We start from the raw sequence: 17,914 nt of genomic DNA, 5'->3' as shown, positions 1-17,914 counted from the left end.
AAATCCTCCTTAAGGATTTAAACTAAAATGTCTAAGTTGGTTTGAAGACGTACATTTCATCATTACAAATTATTTTCTAGTGTTAATTACAATTCTTCGCAATTCCATCGGACTTTTGATATTGTATGAACAAGTTGTAGCTCCTGTAGAAACAATCAATACACCGTAGTTTAAAATCTTTCCCAAAAAAGTTTGTTGCATCATCATTCCTTCCATCTTTGCTAATGATATATCTACAATCGATTTTGAGAAGATGCCTGACGAGATTGTTAAAAAACCTTCAGTAACGTAGATTTTGATGGTTCTGTTTTTCAATATTCTAAAAATCCCTTTGAAGAAAAGAAAAACTAATATTAGAGCTAATACTTGTGGAATCCCTCTGAACATAAAAAGAGGTAGAATGCCCATACCACCAATTACGGTATATATCGTAGGAAAAACATAAGAGGTCCAATGCAATTTCGCATGATAAATAATGTTGGTCATGAATAGTGTTTCATTGTTATTTATGATGAGATTTTCCATTATTTTGTTTTCTTATGTATTTGATTCTAAACTTTAAAAATAAATAAGTGACAAGTATGAGTACAAGTCCAACAATTGATAAACGCCCAATATCATTGCCGTATATAACTTTTAAATAAGGAGCTGGGTTTGCAGGAGGAACTTGTAATGTGTAAATCATACCTTTGTTACATTAAATTCAATTTTATTCCTTCTGCAGAAATCTTTAATTTCTGTAATTGTACAGAATCCCCAATATTCGTAGTTTTCTTTCAATTCTAAAAAGAATCGATACAAATCAGCTTCCTCGCCTCTGCTTTTGATTTCCACAAGTTCTGCAGTATCTCCAATCCAAAATGCCCATTGCTGTCCGTTGCAATCTTCCCAGGAAACACAACTATTGGAAAGTTGCATGTTTCCTACAAGTTCTTGCCCCAATTCTAGAGTAGAACCATATTTGCGACTATCAAGAAGTTTGGTAGGTTTGAATATAATTTCTATTGTTTTCATTTTTTTATTTTGATAATTCAAATATAGAATAAATATTCTATATATAGAACATTTATTTTATATAATTTTGCAATATGACATTGAAAGAATTTTTAGAACATAATCCTATCATCAATAATGCACAACTTGCAAGATTGATGTACCCAAATAATAAATATCCCAATACCAAACTGGCTAGTAAGCTTGCTGAGAATCTCTCCGGGTCGGGCAAGCAACGCATAACAGAAGCTGATGAAAAATTAGCAAAACAAGAATTGGAAAAATTAGTACATCGCATCGTAGAATATATCTCAAATTAGTCCTTAAAAATATCTGTAATATTTTTCTTTGTTTTAATCCTATTCAAGTCATATCTGGGAGGAATGATTTCTGTTTTGAAATCTTTATAGATGACTTTATTTTCACCTCTTAAATATCGTTGAACATACACGGATAGATCTTCAGAATTCGTTCTTGGTTTTTTTCTGTAATGATCTTTAACAAAGTGGATTACTCTTTTTCGCTCTTCAAATCTGAAAATTGAAGAATCAAAACACTCTTTAATTTTATCGGAATCTATAGGTAAGATAAATCCCATTCCATCTTTTTCTTTTATGTAAATGGACCATTCATAATATAGGCTCATCATAATGTTGTATGAGATTAAAACCCTTTTAATATCATTCACAACTTCCTGGCTATTCCAATATTCTTTTTGATTGAAATTTTGCACATAACCAGGATAAATACAAAATTGCGTCGGAAGTAACGAAGTGTTTATAATTTCTTTTTTAGATTCTTCCAGAAGATTTACATCAAATAAACTATTGTTTACACCAATACCAAATTCACCTGCATAAAACGAATCTTTATCATTATGGTAAAAAGCATAGGTGTATTTATAAGCGTGTTGGTTTTTCACATCCAACCCTCTTCTTTCCAACATGCTGAGATACTTCATTTTCTGGAATGTAATAGTTTCCCCGATGTGCATAAACTTCAGGTTTATGCTAGGGAACATTTTTGGATTAGCCTGCATATCTGATAAAGGAGCATATATTCCCATATTGCTAAGGTCGCTATCAAATGCCGAGGACATTAAAAAAGCCTTGTCAAATGTATTTACAGTAATATTTTTATTATGTTGATTAAAAAATAATTGTTTGAACTTGGACTTTGAAAGGTACATTGCTAAATCAAGTTGTCTTGAAAAATCTTCTGTGGTAAATACGTTTTTAACATTTTTCTTAAAATCACTCTCTGATTCTAAAAAAAGATCTGCGTTTCTATAAAATTTATTTTCTTCCATAATCTGATGTTTTTTGTACTTCTTGAGGTTTTTTATAATGTTTCATTTCATATTTTGAAGAAATCAATCTTCATTTTCAAATTTTTGAAGATTTTTAGCTTCAACTACATCGTTGAATGTTTCATTAATAAAATCAACCTCCTGTTGAAAAACAATTGGAGATTGAAGCTTGATGAATCTGTGCCAATTTCCATCAATCAATGCATATCTGTTACAATCTAAGTACATGAAATCTGTTTGACGATTATGAAATTGCTCCAAAGTTTTATATGTTTTGAATTCTTTAGTTTTCAATTCTGAGCCTCCTTCATAATATTCCAATTTGAAAGAAGTGGCATTTGTAATCCGGATTTTTTTCTTGAATTTCATGTTTAGAATTTTTCTATTTTTTTCTTTCTGCAACTATGATTTTGGTTTGATAAAAGTTATCCACATTTCCGCATCAAGTTGCATTTTACGTTTTTATAAAAAAGAAAAGTTTATATTAGTTTTATATAGTTTTAGTAACTGTCGAAAATGCCTTTTGATAAAAGGTTTGAAATAGTTTTGGCGGGACTGCAATTCCGAAAAAATGGGACTGCAATTCCGAAAAAATGGGACCGCAATTCCGAAATCAAATGATTTAAGTGGGACTGCAATTCCGATTACAGTGTTATTTTCAGTTGTATTTTATTCATTTTAGTAAATTTTCGTTTTAATGGGACTGCAATTCCGAAAAGTTGGGACTGTAATTCCGAAAAGAAAAAGATTTCTCTCAAAATTTTAATATTTTTTTAACGGATAGGACTGCAATTCCGAAAAGACGGAACCGCAATTCCGAAAAAGTGGGACTGTAATTCCGAAATCAAATAATTATCGGATATCCATCCGGAAGTATTTTTCCTGTTTTTGTCATTCTGTATTTTTCAATGATGATTCTTTGTAATTCTTTTAAAAATTCAGTTCCTTGAAATTGTGTTGATTTTTCTTTTCGGCTTCGCGCTTGTTTTATCAAATCTTTAAAGGCATTTTCTATCAACTCCCTTGTTTGTGGTATGGTTCTATATTGGTATGAGAAATTTGTCATTTCCTGCTTATTGAGATTAAATCTTTTTCTGAAGTAAGTTAAACGGTAAGTATTTCCTAGTTCTGTCATTGTTTTCTCTTCAATGTTCTTGTCAAGAATGGTCTTTGTGTAATAGGGCAAAATGGAAATATTTCCGTTTTGTTCGTTTTTATAATTAAATGAGATAGAATTAAATCTATTTAGGTTTTCCCGTAATGGCTTAAGGAATTTTTTGCAAAAGTCTCTAGAAGATTTATAATTCAGTCCAAATTTCTCGTTCAGCGTAGAAAGTTTTAGTACAGTTCCTGTTTCAGGCACTTTCATCAGCCAAATTGCAAAAATGATATGCTTGTTGTTTTGGATATTGTAAACAAGATTATACAGGATATAATTGTATTCCGGTATTACAATTAGTTTTTTTAACCAGTAACCACTGATTAAAAAAGAAGTGTAACCTCGTAGGTCATAGCTTGGAGTAGAGATTAGTCCTCCAAAGGTTCTAATTTCTTTACCCTTGGAATTGATTGATTTATACCAGCCCATTCTGAATTTAGCTAAAAATTCATACGCATCAATAACTTGTTTTGTAGAACCACTTGGCGAAATTTTACTGTTTTTAATTTTCATCGAAACAAAAGTGTTATTTTCCGTTTCAAATTCTTCCTCAAACAATGACAGTTGCCTAGGTCTGTCTTCTGGCCGGAACTGTTCATTATTGATAATTGCAATGATATTGAAAATGACCCGGAGTGCAGTGATTGGAATATCTGTCATCTGATGATTTTCAAAAAGAAAGTCCCCTACGAAATCATTTCCAAAACGTATTCTGTCGAGATTATTTTCATTCTCGAAACTTTTCCGGATTATTTTTTGATCATTTTCAGAGCTTCCCATTATCAATTTGTTCTACTTTTTTCTTAAATTCTTTTTGTATTTTTCAAAATCCATACTATGACCTTTTGATAAATAGACGGGTTTTCTGTTTAACGCCTTAGCTACTTCCAATGCCTTTAAAGCTTTAATTTTTTCTTTTTTGGCATTGTGATGGGTAGGATTATCTATTTGCATCAATAGTGTGTTTTTTCTCATATTTTGATTTGAGGTCTGTTAATGGTCTGAGGTATTATTTCTTGTTTTTCACTATACTTTTCAGAGTTAATTATATACGGCATTATGTTTTTTAGTGTTTTTTTCCAGTCTGTAATAGGTCGATTAGAATCGTTTCTCCACTGATTATTTAACCAACTGATATATTTTGTTTCAATACTTGAATCTAAGTCGGGCATATAATTTTTTATTGTTTTAGCAAATGATAAAAATTCATCGAATGAAGGATTTTCTAGACTTACATGTTTTTCTGGAGAATCTGAATTGATTTCCGATTGAGCCGGAATATCTATAAGCTTAATAGGTTTTTCATTTTTACCAACAGAGGTAGAATCCAGAGAGGTAATATTTTTTAATGTTGAAGTTTTAGATAGCTTCGAGGTGGTCTGCTTTTTCTTTTCAGTGACTTTTTGTTTAGAATTATTTTCCTTTTCAAAAATGATTTCGTTAGTGACTATTTTGTAACAACATGGAAGTCCGTTTTGAGTTTGATATTCTATCAATCCGATATTTCTAAGTACTTCTTTTGTAGATTTAATTGTGTTGATGGATAATCTTAATTTCTTACTGATTTCAATGTCTGACAATGTAAAATCTTCGAGTTGCTTTTCATTCCATTTATGAAGAAGAAAAATATATATGACAGCTGCAGAAGCTCCAATTTTCAGTTTTTGATTGGCTTCCCAAAAATTAGAGAGTAAGTTCAAGTAGTTCATTTTTTGGCATTTTTATGGAAAAGGACCAATGCCTTATCAACATCAACAACTATAATGTTTCGGTTTTGATAGATTGCACCATCAATATGGCCAGATTTTTTAATATCTTTTGCTTTTGAAATTGAACATCCAAAAATTTTAGCAATTCCCTTCAATCCATATTCATATTTTTTATGCAGTTTAGGTTGAAGTGATAGAAATTCTTCAACTGTCAATTCAGATATAAGTGTTTTTGGGTCGACCATAGTAATGTCTCGCTATTGTTTTTATGTTATTTTTTGTAAAAGGATCGTTTCATTACGATTCTTTTAATTTCTTCATCAGACTTTATTTTTTTTTGCTTCTTCGAGGCAGCTCCCACACTGCCCGAAAAAGCGCCTATAATCTCTGCCTCAACAACTGGCATTAATTGTTTTAGTTCATCGATAAGTTGTACAAATCTTTCTTGATTAGGTGTCATATTTTTGTACTGAATTCATTTTGTGGAGAATTGAGCGTATTCCTTGTGCTTTTAAACCATATTTCTCTCCTATTGCTCTCCATATTGCCCATTTTGTCGCATTTTGTGGAGGATTTTCAAGAATTTTTATATATTCCTGATATATCTTTTCGTTCCTCTTATCCTTCTGTTTTTGCAATGGAGTTCTTAAATCAAGTTCTGTAATGCTCATGATTATGGATTATGTTTTTTTAGTAACTTTGTGTAAATCGTTGTTTTATACATTGTTTAAATCTTAACACAAATATAGAGAATTAATTCTCTAATATACAAATTTATGGGTAATAATTTCTCTACTATTAAAGAAAGAATTTTACAATTAGCTGAAAACGTTGAAGTTAGTAAGCAAGAATTTTTTAAAAATATTAATATGTCTTATGGTAATTTCACTGGAGATAAGAAAAAACGACCTATTAATTCAGATGCAATAGAGAATATATTACGTATATATTCTAAGACGAATCCTTGGTGGTTAATTTTGGGAAAAGGCGAAATGCTTAGGGATGATATGCCATTAATGAAAAAAGAGCAAGATAATGATTATAAAGAGCTTGCTGAGTCTAGGAAAGAAACAATTGAATTACAAAAAGAAAAAATACAAATTCTCGAAAAGGAAATAGCAAAACTTAAAAAAGCACAAGAACCTAATTTACATCCTTCAATGGTTTCAGACGAATATTTGGAACTAAATAAAGGGAAAGAGAAAAGATGAAACCTGTATTAATTAAATAAGATATATTGTTATGGATAAATATTTAATAATTTCAGATTGTACTTGCTAGTCAATGAAATGATTATAAAGTTGAAATTATATAGGTTTGAAATGGACAACATTGAAGACAATATTAAAAGATTATATTTCCGAAAAAATTAAATATTGTAAAAGAAACCTATTGAAAATCAGTGATGTTAATTGTCATTGTTGTGGTATGCGTGCCTTCTAAGCAGACGGTCAAAGGTTCGAATCCTTTCGCGCTCACGAAAACTCACGATCAGTTTTGGTCGTGAGTTTTTTTATGTCCCAAAGCTAGATTTCTATTTCCTGTTTTCGAATAATTATTTGTTAATTAATTTTTAATAATATTCGAAAGTTTGTTGATTGATAGATTTTGACAGGACAGGAAAATTGTTTTATTTTCGCTTAAAATTTCTTTTACCAATGTGGAAGTTCATCAAGAAACTGTTTTTGTTTGTAATCTTAGCGAATATACTTTTCATTATTTTCGGGATATTCTTTAATCCGCCAATTACCTTTACTCAGATCGGAGGGTTGGTGAAATATGGGAAATTGCAACGTGATTATGTTTCCTATGATGACATGGGAAATAATATCAAAAAAGCGGTGATCGCCTCAGAAGATCAATTGTTTTTCACACACAATGGTTTCGATTATAAAGCTATCGAAAAGGCAATGAAGAAGAACGATAAGAAAGGTAAGGTCGTGAGGGGAGGTAGTACGATTTCTCAGCAGACCGCTAAAAATATTTTTCTTTGGCAGGGCAGAAGCTGGATTAGAAAAGGCTTGGAGGCGATCTACACGTTCATTATCGAAAAGATTTGGGGTAAGGATATTATCTTGGAAAGGTATCTTAATTCCATTGAAATGGGGCAAGGTGTCTTTGGTATAGAGGCTGCGTCTCAATATTATTATAACAAACCGGCGAAAGACCTTACGAAAAGCGAAGCAGCTTGGATTGCGGCTGTTTTACCAAATCCTAAGAAGTACGATCCGAAAAATCCGACACCATATCTTAGGAAAAAACACAGCTGGATTATGCGCCAGATGAACAATATTGTTCTGAAATGATTACTTTTGTGAGGATATGGCAATTAGATTAACAAAAAAAGACAGTTTCAGTACGATTCTGAAAAACTATTTTTCTGAACAGAATGAAACTTTGTCTTTAGAACCTTTATCAGAAATTGTTGTAAGCCTGAAGAAAGATGATTTAGGTGTTTTTACAGCTTATCTCAAAGATAATGAGAAGATAAGGGAGAATCTGATTTATTATATTCATAATATTTTCAAAGAAAAACCATTCAATCTGTCGCTGACGGAAGCGGATATTCTGTCGGAAAATGCCTTTTATCCGGAGTTCAAAAAACGAATACTGAATAAGATCCTCCCTCCGATCGAAAACGAAAATACGATCTGGTATCTGGTAGATAATGTTTTAGTAACGCCTAAAAAAGACCTCGAGTTTTTCCATAATTCACCAGAAGATAAAATGGACGAGCTTTTCAGATTATTGAAAATTGATAAATTTATTAATAATCAGCATGTTAAAAACGAGATGTTGTTTTCTCTCAATATTTTGGCATGGCGAGTGATTGGAAATGCACTGGATGTTGAGGTGGTGAAAATGGCCCCGGAATATAGGAATTTTGATAATCCCTTTTTGGCACTACAAAATGAACTTGATGTTCTGAATGCTGATTTCAAAGAAAATCCGAACTTCATATTATCATCAACGGACGAAGTCTATAAACAGATCAAGGTCTATCTTGACCAATGTCTGGAGTTTGTTAATATTGCTTTCAAGAACTCTTCCAAATATGGGATTTCCAGCAAGACAAATCAATCATTGCTGAAGATCAGACAACAATTGCAAAGAATGTCTGATATTGTTAAGCTTTTTGTAATTGATGAAGAAAAAGACTATTTGATTAATTCCAAGCAATTATTCTTCAATGTTTTAAAGTATAAGTCTCATAAGAATAATCTCCAGGACCTGATCTCGGACAGCACGAGATTGATGTCGCATCTGATCACCAATCATACGGCGGAAATGGGAACGCATTATATTACTTCTACTGTCGGATCTTATATGAAGATGTTTTGGAAGGCATCCGGAGGTGGTGTGATCGTCGGGGCACTTTGTGTATTAAAGATGCTTTACAGTTACATTGATACGAGTGATTTTGCTCATGCATTTCTGTTTTCTATGAATTATGCGATGGGGTTTGTAATGATTTACCTGATGCGGTTTACCTTGGCAACAAAACAACCTGCGATGACGGCCGCTACAATGGCGAAGGTTTTATCGGAAGGAAGTAATAGAAGTGCCTATATGGAATTTGCTCACGTTGTCTCCCAGTTGTTCAGATCCCAGTTTATTGCATTTGTAGGGAATGTTCTATTGTCTTTTCCTGTTTCTTTGGTCATAATTTATAGTTTGGAAATACTTTTTAAACAAAATTTTGCCTTCGAAAAATCTACTAAGTTATTGTATGATCTGGATCCCTTTCAGTCCAAAGCTATTTTGCACGCTTCCATTGCAGGTGTTTTCCTTTTTATTTCCGGTGTGATTTCCGGGAATATCAGTAATAATTCAGTTTTTTTTCAGATTCCTAAGAGAATTGCAAAAAATCCTTTCATCAATTATTTCTTTGGACAAAAGATCGCAAAACGTTTGTCGGTCTATTATTCCAAAAATTGGGCAGGGATTATTTCCAATTTTTGGTTCGGAGTTTTTCTTGGTGCCACAGCTCCGATCGGGCTTTTCCTGGGTCTGGATCTGGATATTCGTCACATAACGTTTGCGGCTGGGAATTTTGCGTTGGGACTTTACGGAAAAGACTTTGTTGTGACCTCTTATACATTTTGGATATCATTTGTAACGGTTTTTATTATTGGATTCTTCAACTTCATTGTAAGCTTTGGATTATCCATGTTGCTGGCGTTCCGTTCCAGAAAAGTAGAATTGAACGAAGCAAGAGAGATCTTTGGAGAGATTTTTCGATATTTTGTCAGAAACCCTTTCCGGTTTTTCTTTCCGCTAAGGTCTAGGTTGGATGAGAAAAGTAAACAGATGATCCAGGATATTTCTACAAAATCAGAAGATCATTGATCAGAGATTCGTCTTTCAGAACCTCTTGGAATTTTTTCAGGAAGAATGATTTTCTCATTCGGAAATCGTTTTTAAGTAAAGGTGATTTGATTCTCAAAACCAGAACTTTTTCCTTTAGATTTACAGTTTCGATTTCAGAGAAAAGCGCATCAGAAAGATAATTTTGCAAAAATTCCTTGATTTCAAAAGCTTTCAGTTTATCTTCAAAACCGTAGATTTTCGCAAAAGAATTCAGTAGCTCCGAAGATTGGAATTCGCGTTTTTTCCTGCTCATTTTCTCATTTTAATTAAGATTGTAAAAGTAGAAAATTCAAATTCAAAAATAGTATATTTGCACGCTGAAAGTTCAAAGTTTAAGGTTCAAAGTTGACAACATCAAAAATCTTAAACTCAAAACTTTAAACTTTAAACCTTTTTTTATGAAATGTGGAATCGTAGGTCTTCCGAATGTAGGGAAATCAACTCTTTTTAATTGTCTTAGCAACGCCAAAGCGCAATCTGCCAACTATCCGTTTTGTACGATCGAGCCTAACTTGGGAACGGTTTCTGTTCCGGATAAAAGACTTTTCGAGCTTGAGAAAATTGTTAACCCGGAAAGAGTGCTCCCTGCAGTTGTAGAGATCGTGGACATTGCCGGATTGGTAAAAGGCGCGAGTAAAGGAGAGGGGCTTGGAAACCAGTTTCTTGCAAATATCCGGGAGTGTGAGGCAATTATTCATGTTCTAAGATGTTTTGAGAATGGCAATATCGTTCACGTAGAGGGTTCTGTTGATCCGCTTAGAGATAAGGAAATCATCGATATAGAACTTCAGTTGAAGGATCTGGAAACCATTGGAAAAGCTGTGGAGAAAGCTAAAAAGTTCATCAAATCTGGAAAAAAAGAAGATGTTTTGGCTTATGAAACTTTGCAAAATCTTCAGAAATTTGTTGAAGACGGGAAAAATGCAAGAGAATTCCCAACCGATGATTTTACAAAACCAATCATCGGTGAAGTTCAATTGTTGACGAATAAGCCCGTGCTTTACGTTTGCAATGTAGATGAGAACTCTATCAAAAACGGAAACGAGTGGGTCGCAAAAATCGAGGAAATGGCAAAAGGTGAAGGTGCTGAGATCGTTGTACTTGCAGCACAAATAGAAGCTGATATCAATGAACTTGAGACTTTTGAAGAAAGGGAAATGTTCCTGGATGAACTTGGTCTGGACGAACCGGGCGTTAACCGATTGATTAGAAAGGCTTATGATTTATTGAAGCTACAAACTTATTTTACGGCAGGTGTTAAAGAAGTTAGGGCTTGGACGATTGACCAAGGAGCAACCGCGCCACAAGCTGCGGGTGTGATTCATACAGACTTTGAAAAAGGCTTTATCCGTGCGGAAGTTATTAGTTACGATGATTTTGTAAATTACGGTTCAGAGGCCAAAGTAAAAGAAGCCGGGAAGATGCGCGTGGAAGGAAAAGAATATATCGTAAAGGATGGTGATGTGATGCATTTCAGATTCAATGTATAAGTAGATTTTTAATCAATATAAAATAAAAAACTCCCAATAACTCGGGAGTTTTTTATTTGTACTTTAGCAAGAATTAAAAATAGAATTTATGATCAGAAAATTACTTTTTACTTCTTTATTAATGATGGGTTTTTCAGGTTTTTCACAAACTATTATTTATAAGGAAGATTTTGAAACAGAATCCGGAAGAAATTCTTGGGAGAATGTTGACAGAGATGGTGATGACCAGAAATGGGAATTTTATGATGATGAGATGCCTGCGTTTACAGGTTGGTATGCAACTTCTTGGTCTTGGTTTCTTGAGGCTTTCACGCCTGATAATACCTTAACAAGTCCGGCGATTACTTTGCCCGCTACTCAAGATTTGCTTTGGCTGAAATTCAAAGTCGGTGCTTTTGATGAAGAATTGTATCAAGAGCATTATGCAGTTTATGTAATTCCTGCAAATTCTACTTTTACAGGGGATGAAACGCCGGTTTTTGAAGAAACTCTGGATGCTGGCTATACAGAGACTGCAAAGAATATCAACATCAATATTACTTCATTTGGAGGACAAGATGTCAAAGTTGTTTTTAGACATTACAACTGTACAGATATTGCTTTTATAGCCATTGATGATATTGAGGTTGTGGAAACTCCGGGATTGGCGGTTTCTGATGCTGATAAGATCAATGCTCAGGCTTATCCAAATCCGACATCAGATTTTATAAAGATAAAAGGTGTTCATAATATCCAAAAAATCAGAGTTTTTGATATGAATGGAAAAATGGTTCTTGAATGTCAATCTTCCGAAGCGGATATTAGAAAGCTTCCTGTCGGACAATATATTTTGAATGTTCATACAGGTTCGCAAATTATTTCCAAGAAAATAATCAAAAAATAAATTTAAAAAACGCTTTCAGAAATGAGAGCGTTTTTTTATTAGTCTAGAAATAAAATATCAAATGAAATATGTTCTTTTTATGTTTTTAGTATTTGTAAGTTTCCGGAGGGATGTTTTTATAAACTATAAAGTAATATAAAAGATGGCTTTTTATTTCATGAATATCTAAAGATAATTAAAATGATTTGAAGATATTTAAAATAAAAAATTCGGATTTTTGGCTTCAATTTCCTACTTTTGTGTGTTACTGATTTTTTACTATGTCACAAGATTTACAGCCGGATTATTCTGAAGAAAATATACGAACCCTCGATTGGCAGGAACATATCCGGTTACGTCCCGGGATGTATATTGGGAAATTAGGAGATGGTTCATCGGCGGATGATGGGATTTATATCCTTCTCAAGGAGATCATTGATAATTCCATTGACGAATTTGTGATGAAAGCCGGAAAACGCATCGAAATCAAAATGGATGACGGTAAAGTTTCCATACGGGATTTTGGTCGTGGAATTCCTTTGGGAAAAGTGGTTGATGCTGTTTCTAAAATGAATACCGGTGGTAAATATGACAGCAAAGCCTTCAAAAAATCAGTTGGTCTTAACGGTGTCGGGACAAAAGCGGTAAATGCCTTGTCCGATTTCTTCCGTGTGAAATCCGTAAGAGAAGGCCGTATGAAAATGGCTGAATTCTCCAGAGGTATCATCAAAACAGATTATCCCGAAACAGACTCTTCTGACAGAAACGGAACCGAGATCAGCTTTGTTCCGGATGGTGAGATCTTCCTCAATTTCAAATTCCGAAAAGAATATGTGGAGCGGATGCTTCGGAACTATGCTTATCTGAATCCTGGATTGACCATTGTTTTCAATGGTGAGAAATTCTACTCCGAGAATGGCTTAAGAGACCTTTTGGAAGAAGAGCTGGAAAGCGATATTCTCTACCCGATCGTTCATTTGAAGGATGAGGATATCGAAGTTGCTATCACCCATTCTGATAAATCACAAACGGAAACTTATTTTTCTTTTGTCAACGGACAGAATACAACGCAGGGAGGAACACATCTTAATGCTTTCCGGGAAGCTTTCGTAAAAACGATCAGAGAATTTTATAATAAGAACTTTGAAGCTGCCGATATTCGCAAATCGATTATTGCTGCGGTCTCTATAAAGGTTATCGAACCTGTTTTCGAATCTCAGACCAAAACCAAGTTGGGTTCCAACGAGATCGAGCCCGGCGGAGTTACAGTCAGGACTTTCGTTATCGATTTTCTGAAAAACAAGCTGGACAATTTTCTTCACAAAAATCCGGAGGTTGCCGAAGCGATTCTTAGAAAGATCATGATCTCGGAAAGGGAGAGGAAAGAACTTTCCGGAATCCAAAAACTCGCAAGGGAACGAGCGAAAAAAGTATCGCTTCATAATAAAAAGCTGAGAGATTGCAGACATCATTATAACGATCAAAAAGCGGCAAGAAAATCTGAAACGATGATCTTCATAACCGAGGGAGATTCTGCCTCCGGTTCTATCACAAAGTCCAGAGATGTGGAAACACAAGCTGTTTTCTCATTGAAAGGAAAACCTCTCAATTGTTATGGTTTGACTAAAAAAGTGGTTTATGAGAACGAGGAATTCAACCTTCTTCAGGCTGCTCTTAATATTGAAGAAAGCCTTGAGGACTTGCGTTACAATCATGTGATCATTGCCACTGATGCGGATGTTGACGGGATGCACATCAGATTGTTGATGATCACGTTCTTTCTTCAGTTTTTCCCCGATTTGATTAAGAACGGACATCTATATATTTTGCAAACACCACTTTTCCGCGTAAGAAATAAGAAAGAAACCAGATATTGCTATTCTGATGCGGAACGTTTGAAAGCGTTGAATGAACTTGGGAAAAATCCTGAGATCACTCGATTCAAAGGATTAGGAGAGATCTCTCCGGATGAGTTCAAACATTTTATCGGAAAAGATATTAGGCTGGAGCCTGTGGTTCTAGGAAAGGATCAGACGATCACTCAACTTTTAGAATTCTACATGGGAAAAAATACGCCGGATAGACAACTGTTCATTTTGGATAATCTGGTGGTTGAAGATGATACTAATATTGATAAAAAAGAAGTGATCAGAGAAATGGAGATTTAAAAAATTTTTCTACAACAAAGAACTAAAAAAGCAAGTAACACAAATGAGATTAAGTAACAGGAACAGAACACCTTTCTACAGTTTTATATATTCGGTCGTAGGTATTATTTTTATTTTAGGAATTATTGCCTATATTTTGGAGATCAATAAGTTCGATGTTCTTGGAGATAATGCTTGGCTGTTGTTGTTACTACCCTTTTTGTTGTTTATTTTCCTTTATATGTTGGGAAGACCCATATTCGAATATGATAGTGATGGTGAAGCACTCAATTTTAGGAACAATCATATTCTGTACATATTAACTAAAAAAAACGCAAAAGATGAATTTCCAAAGTATAAATTGTTGAAATTCAATATTGTCAACCTATTGATATTTAGAAAATTATATATTTATATTTCTAGTAAAAAAAATAATGTTGTCATACTGAAGTATGACCTTTCCTACCTTAGCGGAAAGGAGGTGAAGGATTTGAAGTTTTCTTTGAACAAAGTGGTGAAAGCCAATCAGGAAACCAGACAAAAAGATAATATGGTAAAAGATTAATGGAAGAAAGTACACATCACGAGGAGAGCCTGAAAAAAGTTTCAGGTCTGTATAAAGATTGGTTTTTAGATTATGCATCCTATGTAATTTTAGATAGAGCAATTCCCTCTATTTATGATGGGTTTAAACCGGTTCAGCGGAGAATTATGCACTCTATGCGAGAGCTGGAGGATGGGCGTTATAACAAAGTTGCCAATATCGTAGGTAATACGATGAAGTACCATCCACATGGAGATGCTTCTATTACAGATGCCATGGTTCAGCTCGGGCAAAAAGAATTGTTGATAGATACCCAGGGAAACTGGGGGAATATCTACACGGGGGATTCTGCTGCTGCTGCAAGATATATCGAAGCCAGATTGACACCATTGGCTCTGGATATTGTCTTCAACCCGAAGACAACCATTTGGTCCAAATCTTATGATGGTAGAAATAATGAGCCCGTAGATCTCCCGGTAAAATTCCCATTACTTTTGGCACAAGGTGTTGAAGGTATAGGCGTTGGGCTTTCCACCAAGATCATGCCTCATAATTTCAACGAGCTTATCACTGCCTCCATTCTTTATCTCAAAGGAAAAAGATTCGAATTGTTTCCGGATTTCCTAACAGCCGGGATGTTGGATGTTTCCAATTATAATGATGGAAAACGAGGCGGTAAAATAAGAGCGAGAGCCAGGATATCACAAAAGGACAAGCATACACTTACAATTACAGAGCTTCCTTTTTCAAAAAATACAGGTGATCTTATCGATAGTATTTTGAAAGCTAACGAAAGAGGAAAGATCAAGATCAAGAAAATTGAAGATAATACATCGGATAGTGTGGAGATCAATATTCATCTTCATCCGGATGTTTCACCTGATAAGACCATTGATGCGCTTTATGCATTTACGGATTGTGAAGTTCCGATCTCTCCAAATGCCTGTGTGATCGTTGGTGACAAACCAATGTTCCTCTCGGTTTCCGATATTCTGAAGCACAATACGGATCATACGGTTTCTCTGCTTAAAAAGGAACTTGAGATTGAACTTCATGAACTACAGGAAAGCTGGCATTTTTCTTCTTTGGAAAGAATTTTTATCGAGAATAGGATCTATCATGATATTGAAGAGGTCAAATCCTGGGAAGATGTCATCAAAACGATTGATGAAGGTCTGAAACCTCATACAAAACATCTTCTGAGAGCGGTTACAGAAGAAGATATTATAAAACTGACGGAGATCCGGATCAAGAGAATTTCCCGTTTCGACCTGGATAAATTCAAAGAAAATATTTTGGCTTTGGAAGGTAAGATCGAGCAAGTGAAACATCATTTGGCAAATCTTATCGCTTATGCAATAGATTATTATACCAATATCCAGAAAAAATACGGAAAAGGAAAAGAGAGAAGAACCGAATTAAGGATTTTCGATACGATCGATGCTACCAAAGTTGCTGTTGCTAATGAAAAATTCTATGTCAATAGGGAAGAGGGCTTTATCGGGACATCACTTAAAAAAGATGAATACCTTTTTGATTGTTCGGATATAGATGATATCATCACGTTCCAAAAAGATGGTACGATGAAAGTCGTAAAGGTAGAGGCCAAAACTTTTATTGGCAAGAATATAGTCCATGTTGCAGTTTGGAAAAAGAATGATAAACGTACAGTTTATAATACGATCTATAGAGAAGGTCGAGAAGGCCCGTATTACATGAAACGTTTTTCTGTGACAGGTGTTACCAGAAACACGGATTATAAATTGGCTTCTGATAAGAAAGGTTCAGAAATGCTCTATTTTTCTGCCAATCCAAATGGTGAGGCAGAAGTGGTTTCCGTTTTATTGAAACCGAATGCAAGAGTAAGAAAAAATAAGATCGATATCGATTTTTCCGAAATTATAATAAAAGGGCGTGATTCCAAAGGAAATCTCGTGACCAAATATGCGGTCAAGAAAGTTGACCTGAAAGAAGAAGGCGTATCAACTTTAGCACCTAGAAAAATCTGGTTTGATGATTCTGTAAGACGTTTGAACGCCGATGGAAGAGGAACTCTGCTGGGAAGCTTCAAAGGTGATAATAAGATTCTTACCATCAATTCCCAGGGTGAGGCCAAGCTGGTTTCCTTTGATCTCATGAACCGTTTTGATGATGATTATCTGATTCTCGAAAAATGGAAACCGGAGCAACCGATTACTTGTATATATTTTGATGGTGAAAAGGATAAATATTTTGTAAAACGTTTCCTTTTGGAAGCTACACCTAATGTCCAATCTTTCTTCGCAAACGACAACCCAAAGTCTTTCATCGAATTTGTAACAACAGAAGCTGGCGCTATCGCAGAATTGGTTTTCCCAAAGATCAAAGACAAACAAAAAGACCCGGAAACGGTTGATCTGGACGAATTTATTGCTGTGAAAGGGATCAAAGCTATTGGAAATCAATTAACAAAAGACAAGGTCAAAAATATCAATATCACTATCCCTGAACCGCCGGAAATTATCGAAGAGGAACCAGAAATTGAGGAAAGACCTGACTCGGATCTGGATGACGAGGGTGGAACTATAGGTAATCTATTTGAAGAAGAGAATTAGAAAATAAAAAAGACTTTGAGAGTCTTAGCTTGAAAAACTTAAAATATAATGAACATCGTTTTATTAATTATAATAGTGATCACTTGTGTCACAAGTTACATTGGATTTCAACAGCCGGAATTATTCCAAAAATATAAGTTTGAAGTCGGTTCTATCCAAAGAAGAAAAGAATATATAAGGTTGTTATCTGCAGGATTTCTTCACGGAGATTGGCTGCATTTGATTCTTAATATGTACGTTCTTTATGCATTTGGTCCTTTTGTAATACAAGTTTTTGGGGTTGTTGGATTTCTGATCATATATTTAGGTTCTATTCTTCTTGGGAATTTATTCTGTCTATATCATTACAGAAATGTCCCTTTCTATTCCGCAATTGGTGCTAGTGGAGGGGTTTCTGGGCTTATTTTTGCAGCTGTGATATTAGATCCTGTCAATATAAGACTAGGCATTCTCTTTATCCCTGTTGCTATTCCTGGTTTTATTTTCGGAGCATTATATTTTGGTTATTCTGTTTATATGATGCTGAATCCAAGAATGAATGATAATATTGGTCATGCTGCGCATCTAGGGGGGGCTTTTTTCGGATTGGTTTATGGTGTTGCTATCTTTCCGGAGCTTGCAATGCAAAATGCGTTTTATATCGGTATTATGGCATTGCCCCTCATGTATTTGGCTTACGAGATTTTCGTGAAAAAGAGAATCGGATAAAAATATCTTTTCTGGAGAGGAGACTGAT

Annotated in this window: 21 protein-coding genes; 10 read left to right on the top strand and 11 right to left on the bottom strand. The window is 34.4% G+C overall.

Annotation, left to right across the window (positions count from 1 at the left end):
* Positions 1–69: 69 nt before the first annotated feature.
* Both K319_RS0118210 and K319_RS0118200 read right to left on the bottom strand, forming a co-directional pair.
* The gene (locus K319_RS0118210; RefSeq protein ID WP_027384910.1) at positions 70–525 is read right to left on the bottom strand and encodes a PH domain-containing protein; all 456 of its coding nucleotides are present in this window, start codon (positions 523–525) and stop codon (positions 70–72) included.
* A 156-nt stretch (positions 526–681) separates the two neighbouring features.
* Positions 682–1,014 carry a hypothetical protein gene (locus K319_RS0118200; protein ID WP_027384908.1) on the bottom strand — a complete coding sequence of 111 codons (333 nt, stop codon included), beginning with the start codon at positions 1,012–1,014 and terminating at the stop codon, positions 682–684.
* A gap of 74 nt (positions 1,015–1,088) precedes the next feature.
* Here K319_RS0118200 and K319_RS20765 point away from each other — a divergent pair, with 74 nt between their 5' ends.
* The gene (locus K319_RS20765) at positions 1,089–1,313 is read left to right on the top strand and encodes a hypothetical protein (protein WP_051230792.1); all 225 of its coding nucleotides are present in this window, start codon (positions 1,089–1,091) and stop codon (positions 1,311–1,313) included.
* On the opposite strand, the gene K319_RS0118190 is transcribed toward K319_RS20765, so the two are convergent.
* The 8 genes from K319_RS0118190 to K319_RS0118145 all read right to left on the bottom strand — a co-directional run bounded on the left by K319_RS0118190 (position 1,310) and on the right by K319_RS0118145 (position 5,841).
* Positions 1,310–2,302, bottom strand: a complete 993-nt coding sequence (locus tag K319_RS0118190; protein ID WP_027384907.1) for a hypothetical protein — start codon at positions 2,300–2,302, stop codon at positions 1,310–1,312. The genes K319_RS20765 and K319_RS0118190 overlap by 4 nt on opposite strands.
* Before the next feature lie 63 nt (positions 2,303–2,365).
* On the bottom strand, positions 2,366–2,671 hold the full coding sequence (locus tag K319_RS0118180) for a hypothetical protein (RefSeq protein WP_027384906.1): 306 nt from the start codon (positions 2,669–2,671) through the stop codon (positions 2,366–2,368).
* Between the two features lie 475 nt (positions 2,672–3,146).
* Positions 3,147–4,241 carry a hypothetical protein gene (locus tag K319_RS0118170; RefSeq protein WP_027384905.1) on the bottom strand — a complete coding sequence of 365 codons (1,095 nt, stop codon included), beginning with the start codon at positions 4,239–4,241 and terminating at the stop codon, positions 3,147–3,149.
* A gap of 12 nt (positions 4,242–4,253) precedes the next feature.
* Positions 4,254–4,436: a hypothetical protein gene (locus tag K319_RS0118165; RefSeq protein ID WP_027384904.1), complete on the bottom strand. Its 183-nt coding sequence runs from the start codon at positions 4,434–4,436 to the stop codon at positions 4,254–4,256.
* Positions 4,433–5,170 carry a hypothetical protein gene (locus K319_RS0118160; RefSeq protein ID WP_027384903.1) on the bottom strand — a complete coding sequence of 246 codons (738 nt, stop codon included), beginning with the start codon at positions 5,168–5,170 and terminating at the stop codon, positions 4,433–4,435. Before K319_RS0118160 ends, K319_RS0118165 begins: the two co-directional genes overlap by 4 nt.
* Positions 5,167–5,385 carry a DUF3853 family protein gene (locus tag K319_RS0118155; protein WP_394330698.1) on the bottom strand — a complete coding sequence of 73 codons (219 nt, stop codon included), beginning with the start codon at positions 5,383–5,385 and terminating at the stop codon, positions 5,167–5,169. Before K319_RS0118155 ends, K319_RS0118160 begins: the two co-directional genes overlap by 4 nt.
* 56 nt (positions 5,386–5,441) lie before the next feature.
* Complete coding sequence (locus K319_RS0118150) at positions 5,442–5,630, bottom strand: hypothetical protein (protein ID WP_027384901.1); 189 nt, start codon at positions 5,628–5,630, stop codon at positions 5,442–5,444.
* Positions 5,620–5,841, bottom strand: a complete 222-nt coding sequence (locus K319_RS0118145; RefSeq protein WP_027384900.1) for a hypothetical protein — start codon at positions 5,839–5,841, stop codon at positions 5,620–5,622. Before K319_RS0118145 ends, K319_RS0118150 begins: the two co-directional genes overlap by 11 nt.
* A gap of 105 nt (positions 5,842–5,946) precedes the next feature.
* On the opposite strand from K319_RS0118145, the gene K319_RS21210 reads away from it, so the two are divergent.
* From K319_RS21210 to K319_RS0118130, 3 genes are all read left to right on the top strand, one after another.
* On the top strand, positions 5,947–6,381 hold the full coding sequence (locus K319_RS21210; RefSeq protein ID WP_027384899.1) for a hypothetical protein: 435 nt from the start codon (positions 5,947–5,949) through the stop codon (positions 6,379–6,381).
* 447 nt (positions 6,382–6,828) lie between these two features.
* Complete coding sequence (mtgA, locus tag K319_RS0118135) at positions 6,829–7,476, top strand: monofunctional biosynthetic peptidoglycan transglycosylase (RefSeq protein WP_027384898.1); 648 nt, start codon at positions 6,829–6,831, stop codon at positions 7,474–7,476.
* Positions 7,477–7,492: 16 nt separating this feature from the next.
* Positions 7,493–9,520, top strand: coding sequence for a recombinase (locus K319_RS0118130; RefSeq protein WP_027384897.1), 2,028 nt, complete (start codon positions 7,493–7,495; stop codon positions 9,518–9,520).
* On the opposite strand, the gene K319_RS0118125 is transcribed toward K319_RS0118130, so the two are convergent.
* The gene (locus K319_RS0118125; protein ID WP_027384896.1) at positions 9,498–9,794 is read right to left on the bottom strand and encodes a hypothetical protein; all 297 of its coding nucleotides are present in this window, start codon (positions 9,792–9,794) and stop codon (positions 9,498–9,500) included. The genes K319_RS0118130 and K319_RS0118125 overlap by 23 nt on opposite strands.
* Before the next feature lie 145 nt (positions 9,795–9,939).
* On the opposite strand from K319_RS0118125, the gene ychF reads away from it, so the two are divergent.
* The 6 genes from ychF to K319_RS0118095 all read left to right on the top strand — a co-directional run bounded on the left by ychF (position 9,940) and on the right by K319_RS0118095 (position 17,886).
* Positions 9,940–11,031: a redox-regulated ATPase YchF gene (ychF, locus tag K319_RS0118120; protein ID WP_027384895.1), complete on the top strand. Its 1,092-nt coding sequence runs from the start codon at positions 9,940–9,942 to the stop codon at positions 11,029–11,031.
* A gap of 88 nt (positions 11,032–11,119) precedes the next feature.
* Positions 11,120–11,914 (top strand): T9SS-dependent choice-of-anchor J family protein, encoded by a 795-nt coding sequence (locus K319_RS0118115; RefSeq protein WP_027384894.1) that lies wholly within the window; start codon positions 11,120–11,122, stop codon positions 11,912–11,914.
* A 260-nt stretch (positions 11,915–12,174) separates the two neighbouring features.
* Positions 12,175–14,061: a DNA topoisomerase IV subunit B gene (locus K319_RS0118110; protein ID WP_027384893.1), complete on the top strand. Its 1,887-nt coding sequence runs from the start codon at positions 12,175–12,177 to the stop codon at positions 14,059–14,061.
* A gap of 43 nt (positions 14,062–14,104) precedes the next feature.
* Positions 14,105–14,605: a hypothetical protein gene (locus tag K319_RS0118105; protein ID WP_027384892.1), complete on the top strand. Its 501-nt coding sequence runs from the start codon at positions 14,105–14,107 to the stop codon at positions 14,603–14,605.
* A complete protein-coding gene (locus tag K319_RS0118100; RefSeq protein WP_027384891.1) occupies positions 14,605–17,178 on the top strand; it encodes a DNA gyrase/topoisomerase IV subunit A in 2,574 nt (857 codons plus the stop codon). The genes K319_RS0118105 and K319_RS0118100 overlap by 1 nt, the downstream gene beginning before the upstream one ends.
* 48 nt (positions 17,179–17,226) lie before the next feature.
* Positions 17,227–17,886, top strand: coding sequence for a rhomboid family intramembrane serine protease (locus tag K319_RS0118095; protein ID WP_027384890.1), 660 nt, complete (start codon positions 17,227–17,229; stop codon positions 17,884–17,886).
* The last annotated feature ends 28 nt before the right edge of the window (positions 17,887–17,914 follow it).

The sequence above is a fragment of the Epilithonimonas caeni DSM 17710 genome, from assembly GCF_000426465.1.
GTDB classification, from domain to species: Bacteria; Bacteroidota; Bacteroidia; order Flavobacteriales; family Weeksellaceae; genus Epilithonimonas; species Epilithonimonas caeni.
Note: the sequence above shows the minus strand (reverse complement) of the source record. Positions and strands in the feature narration are given on the sequence as shown.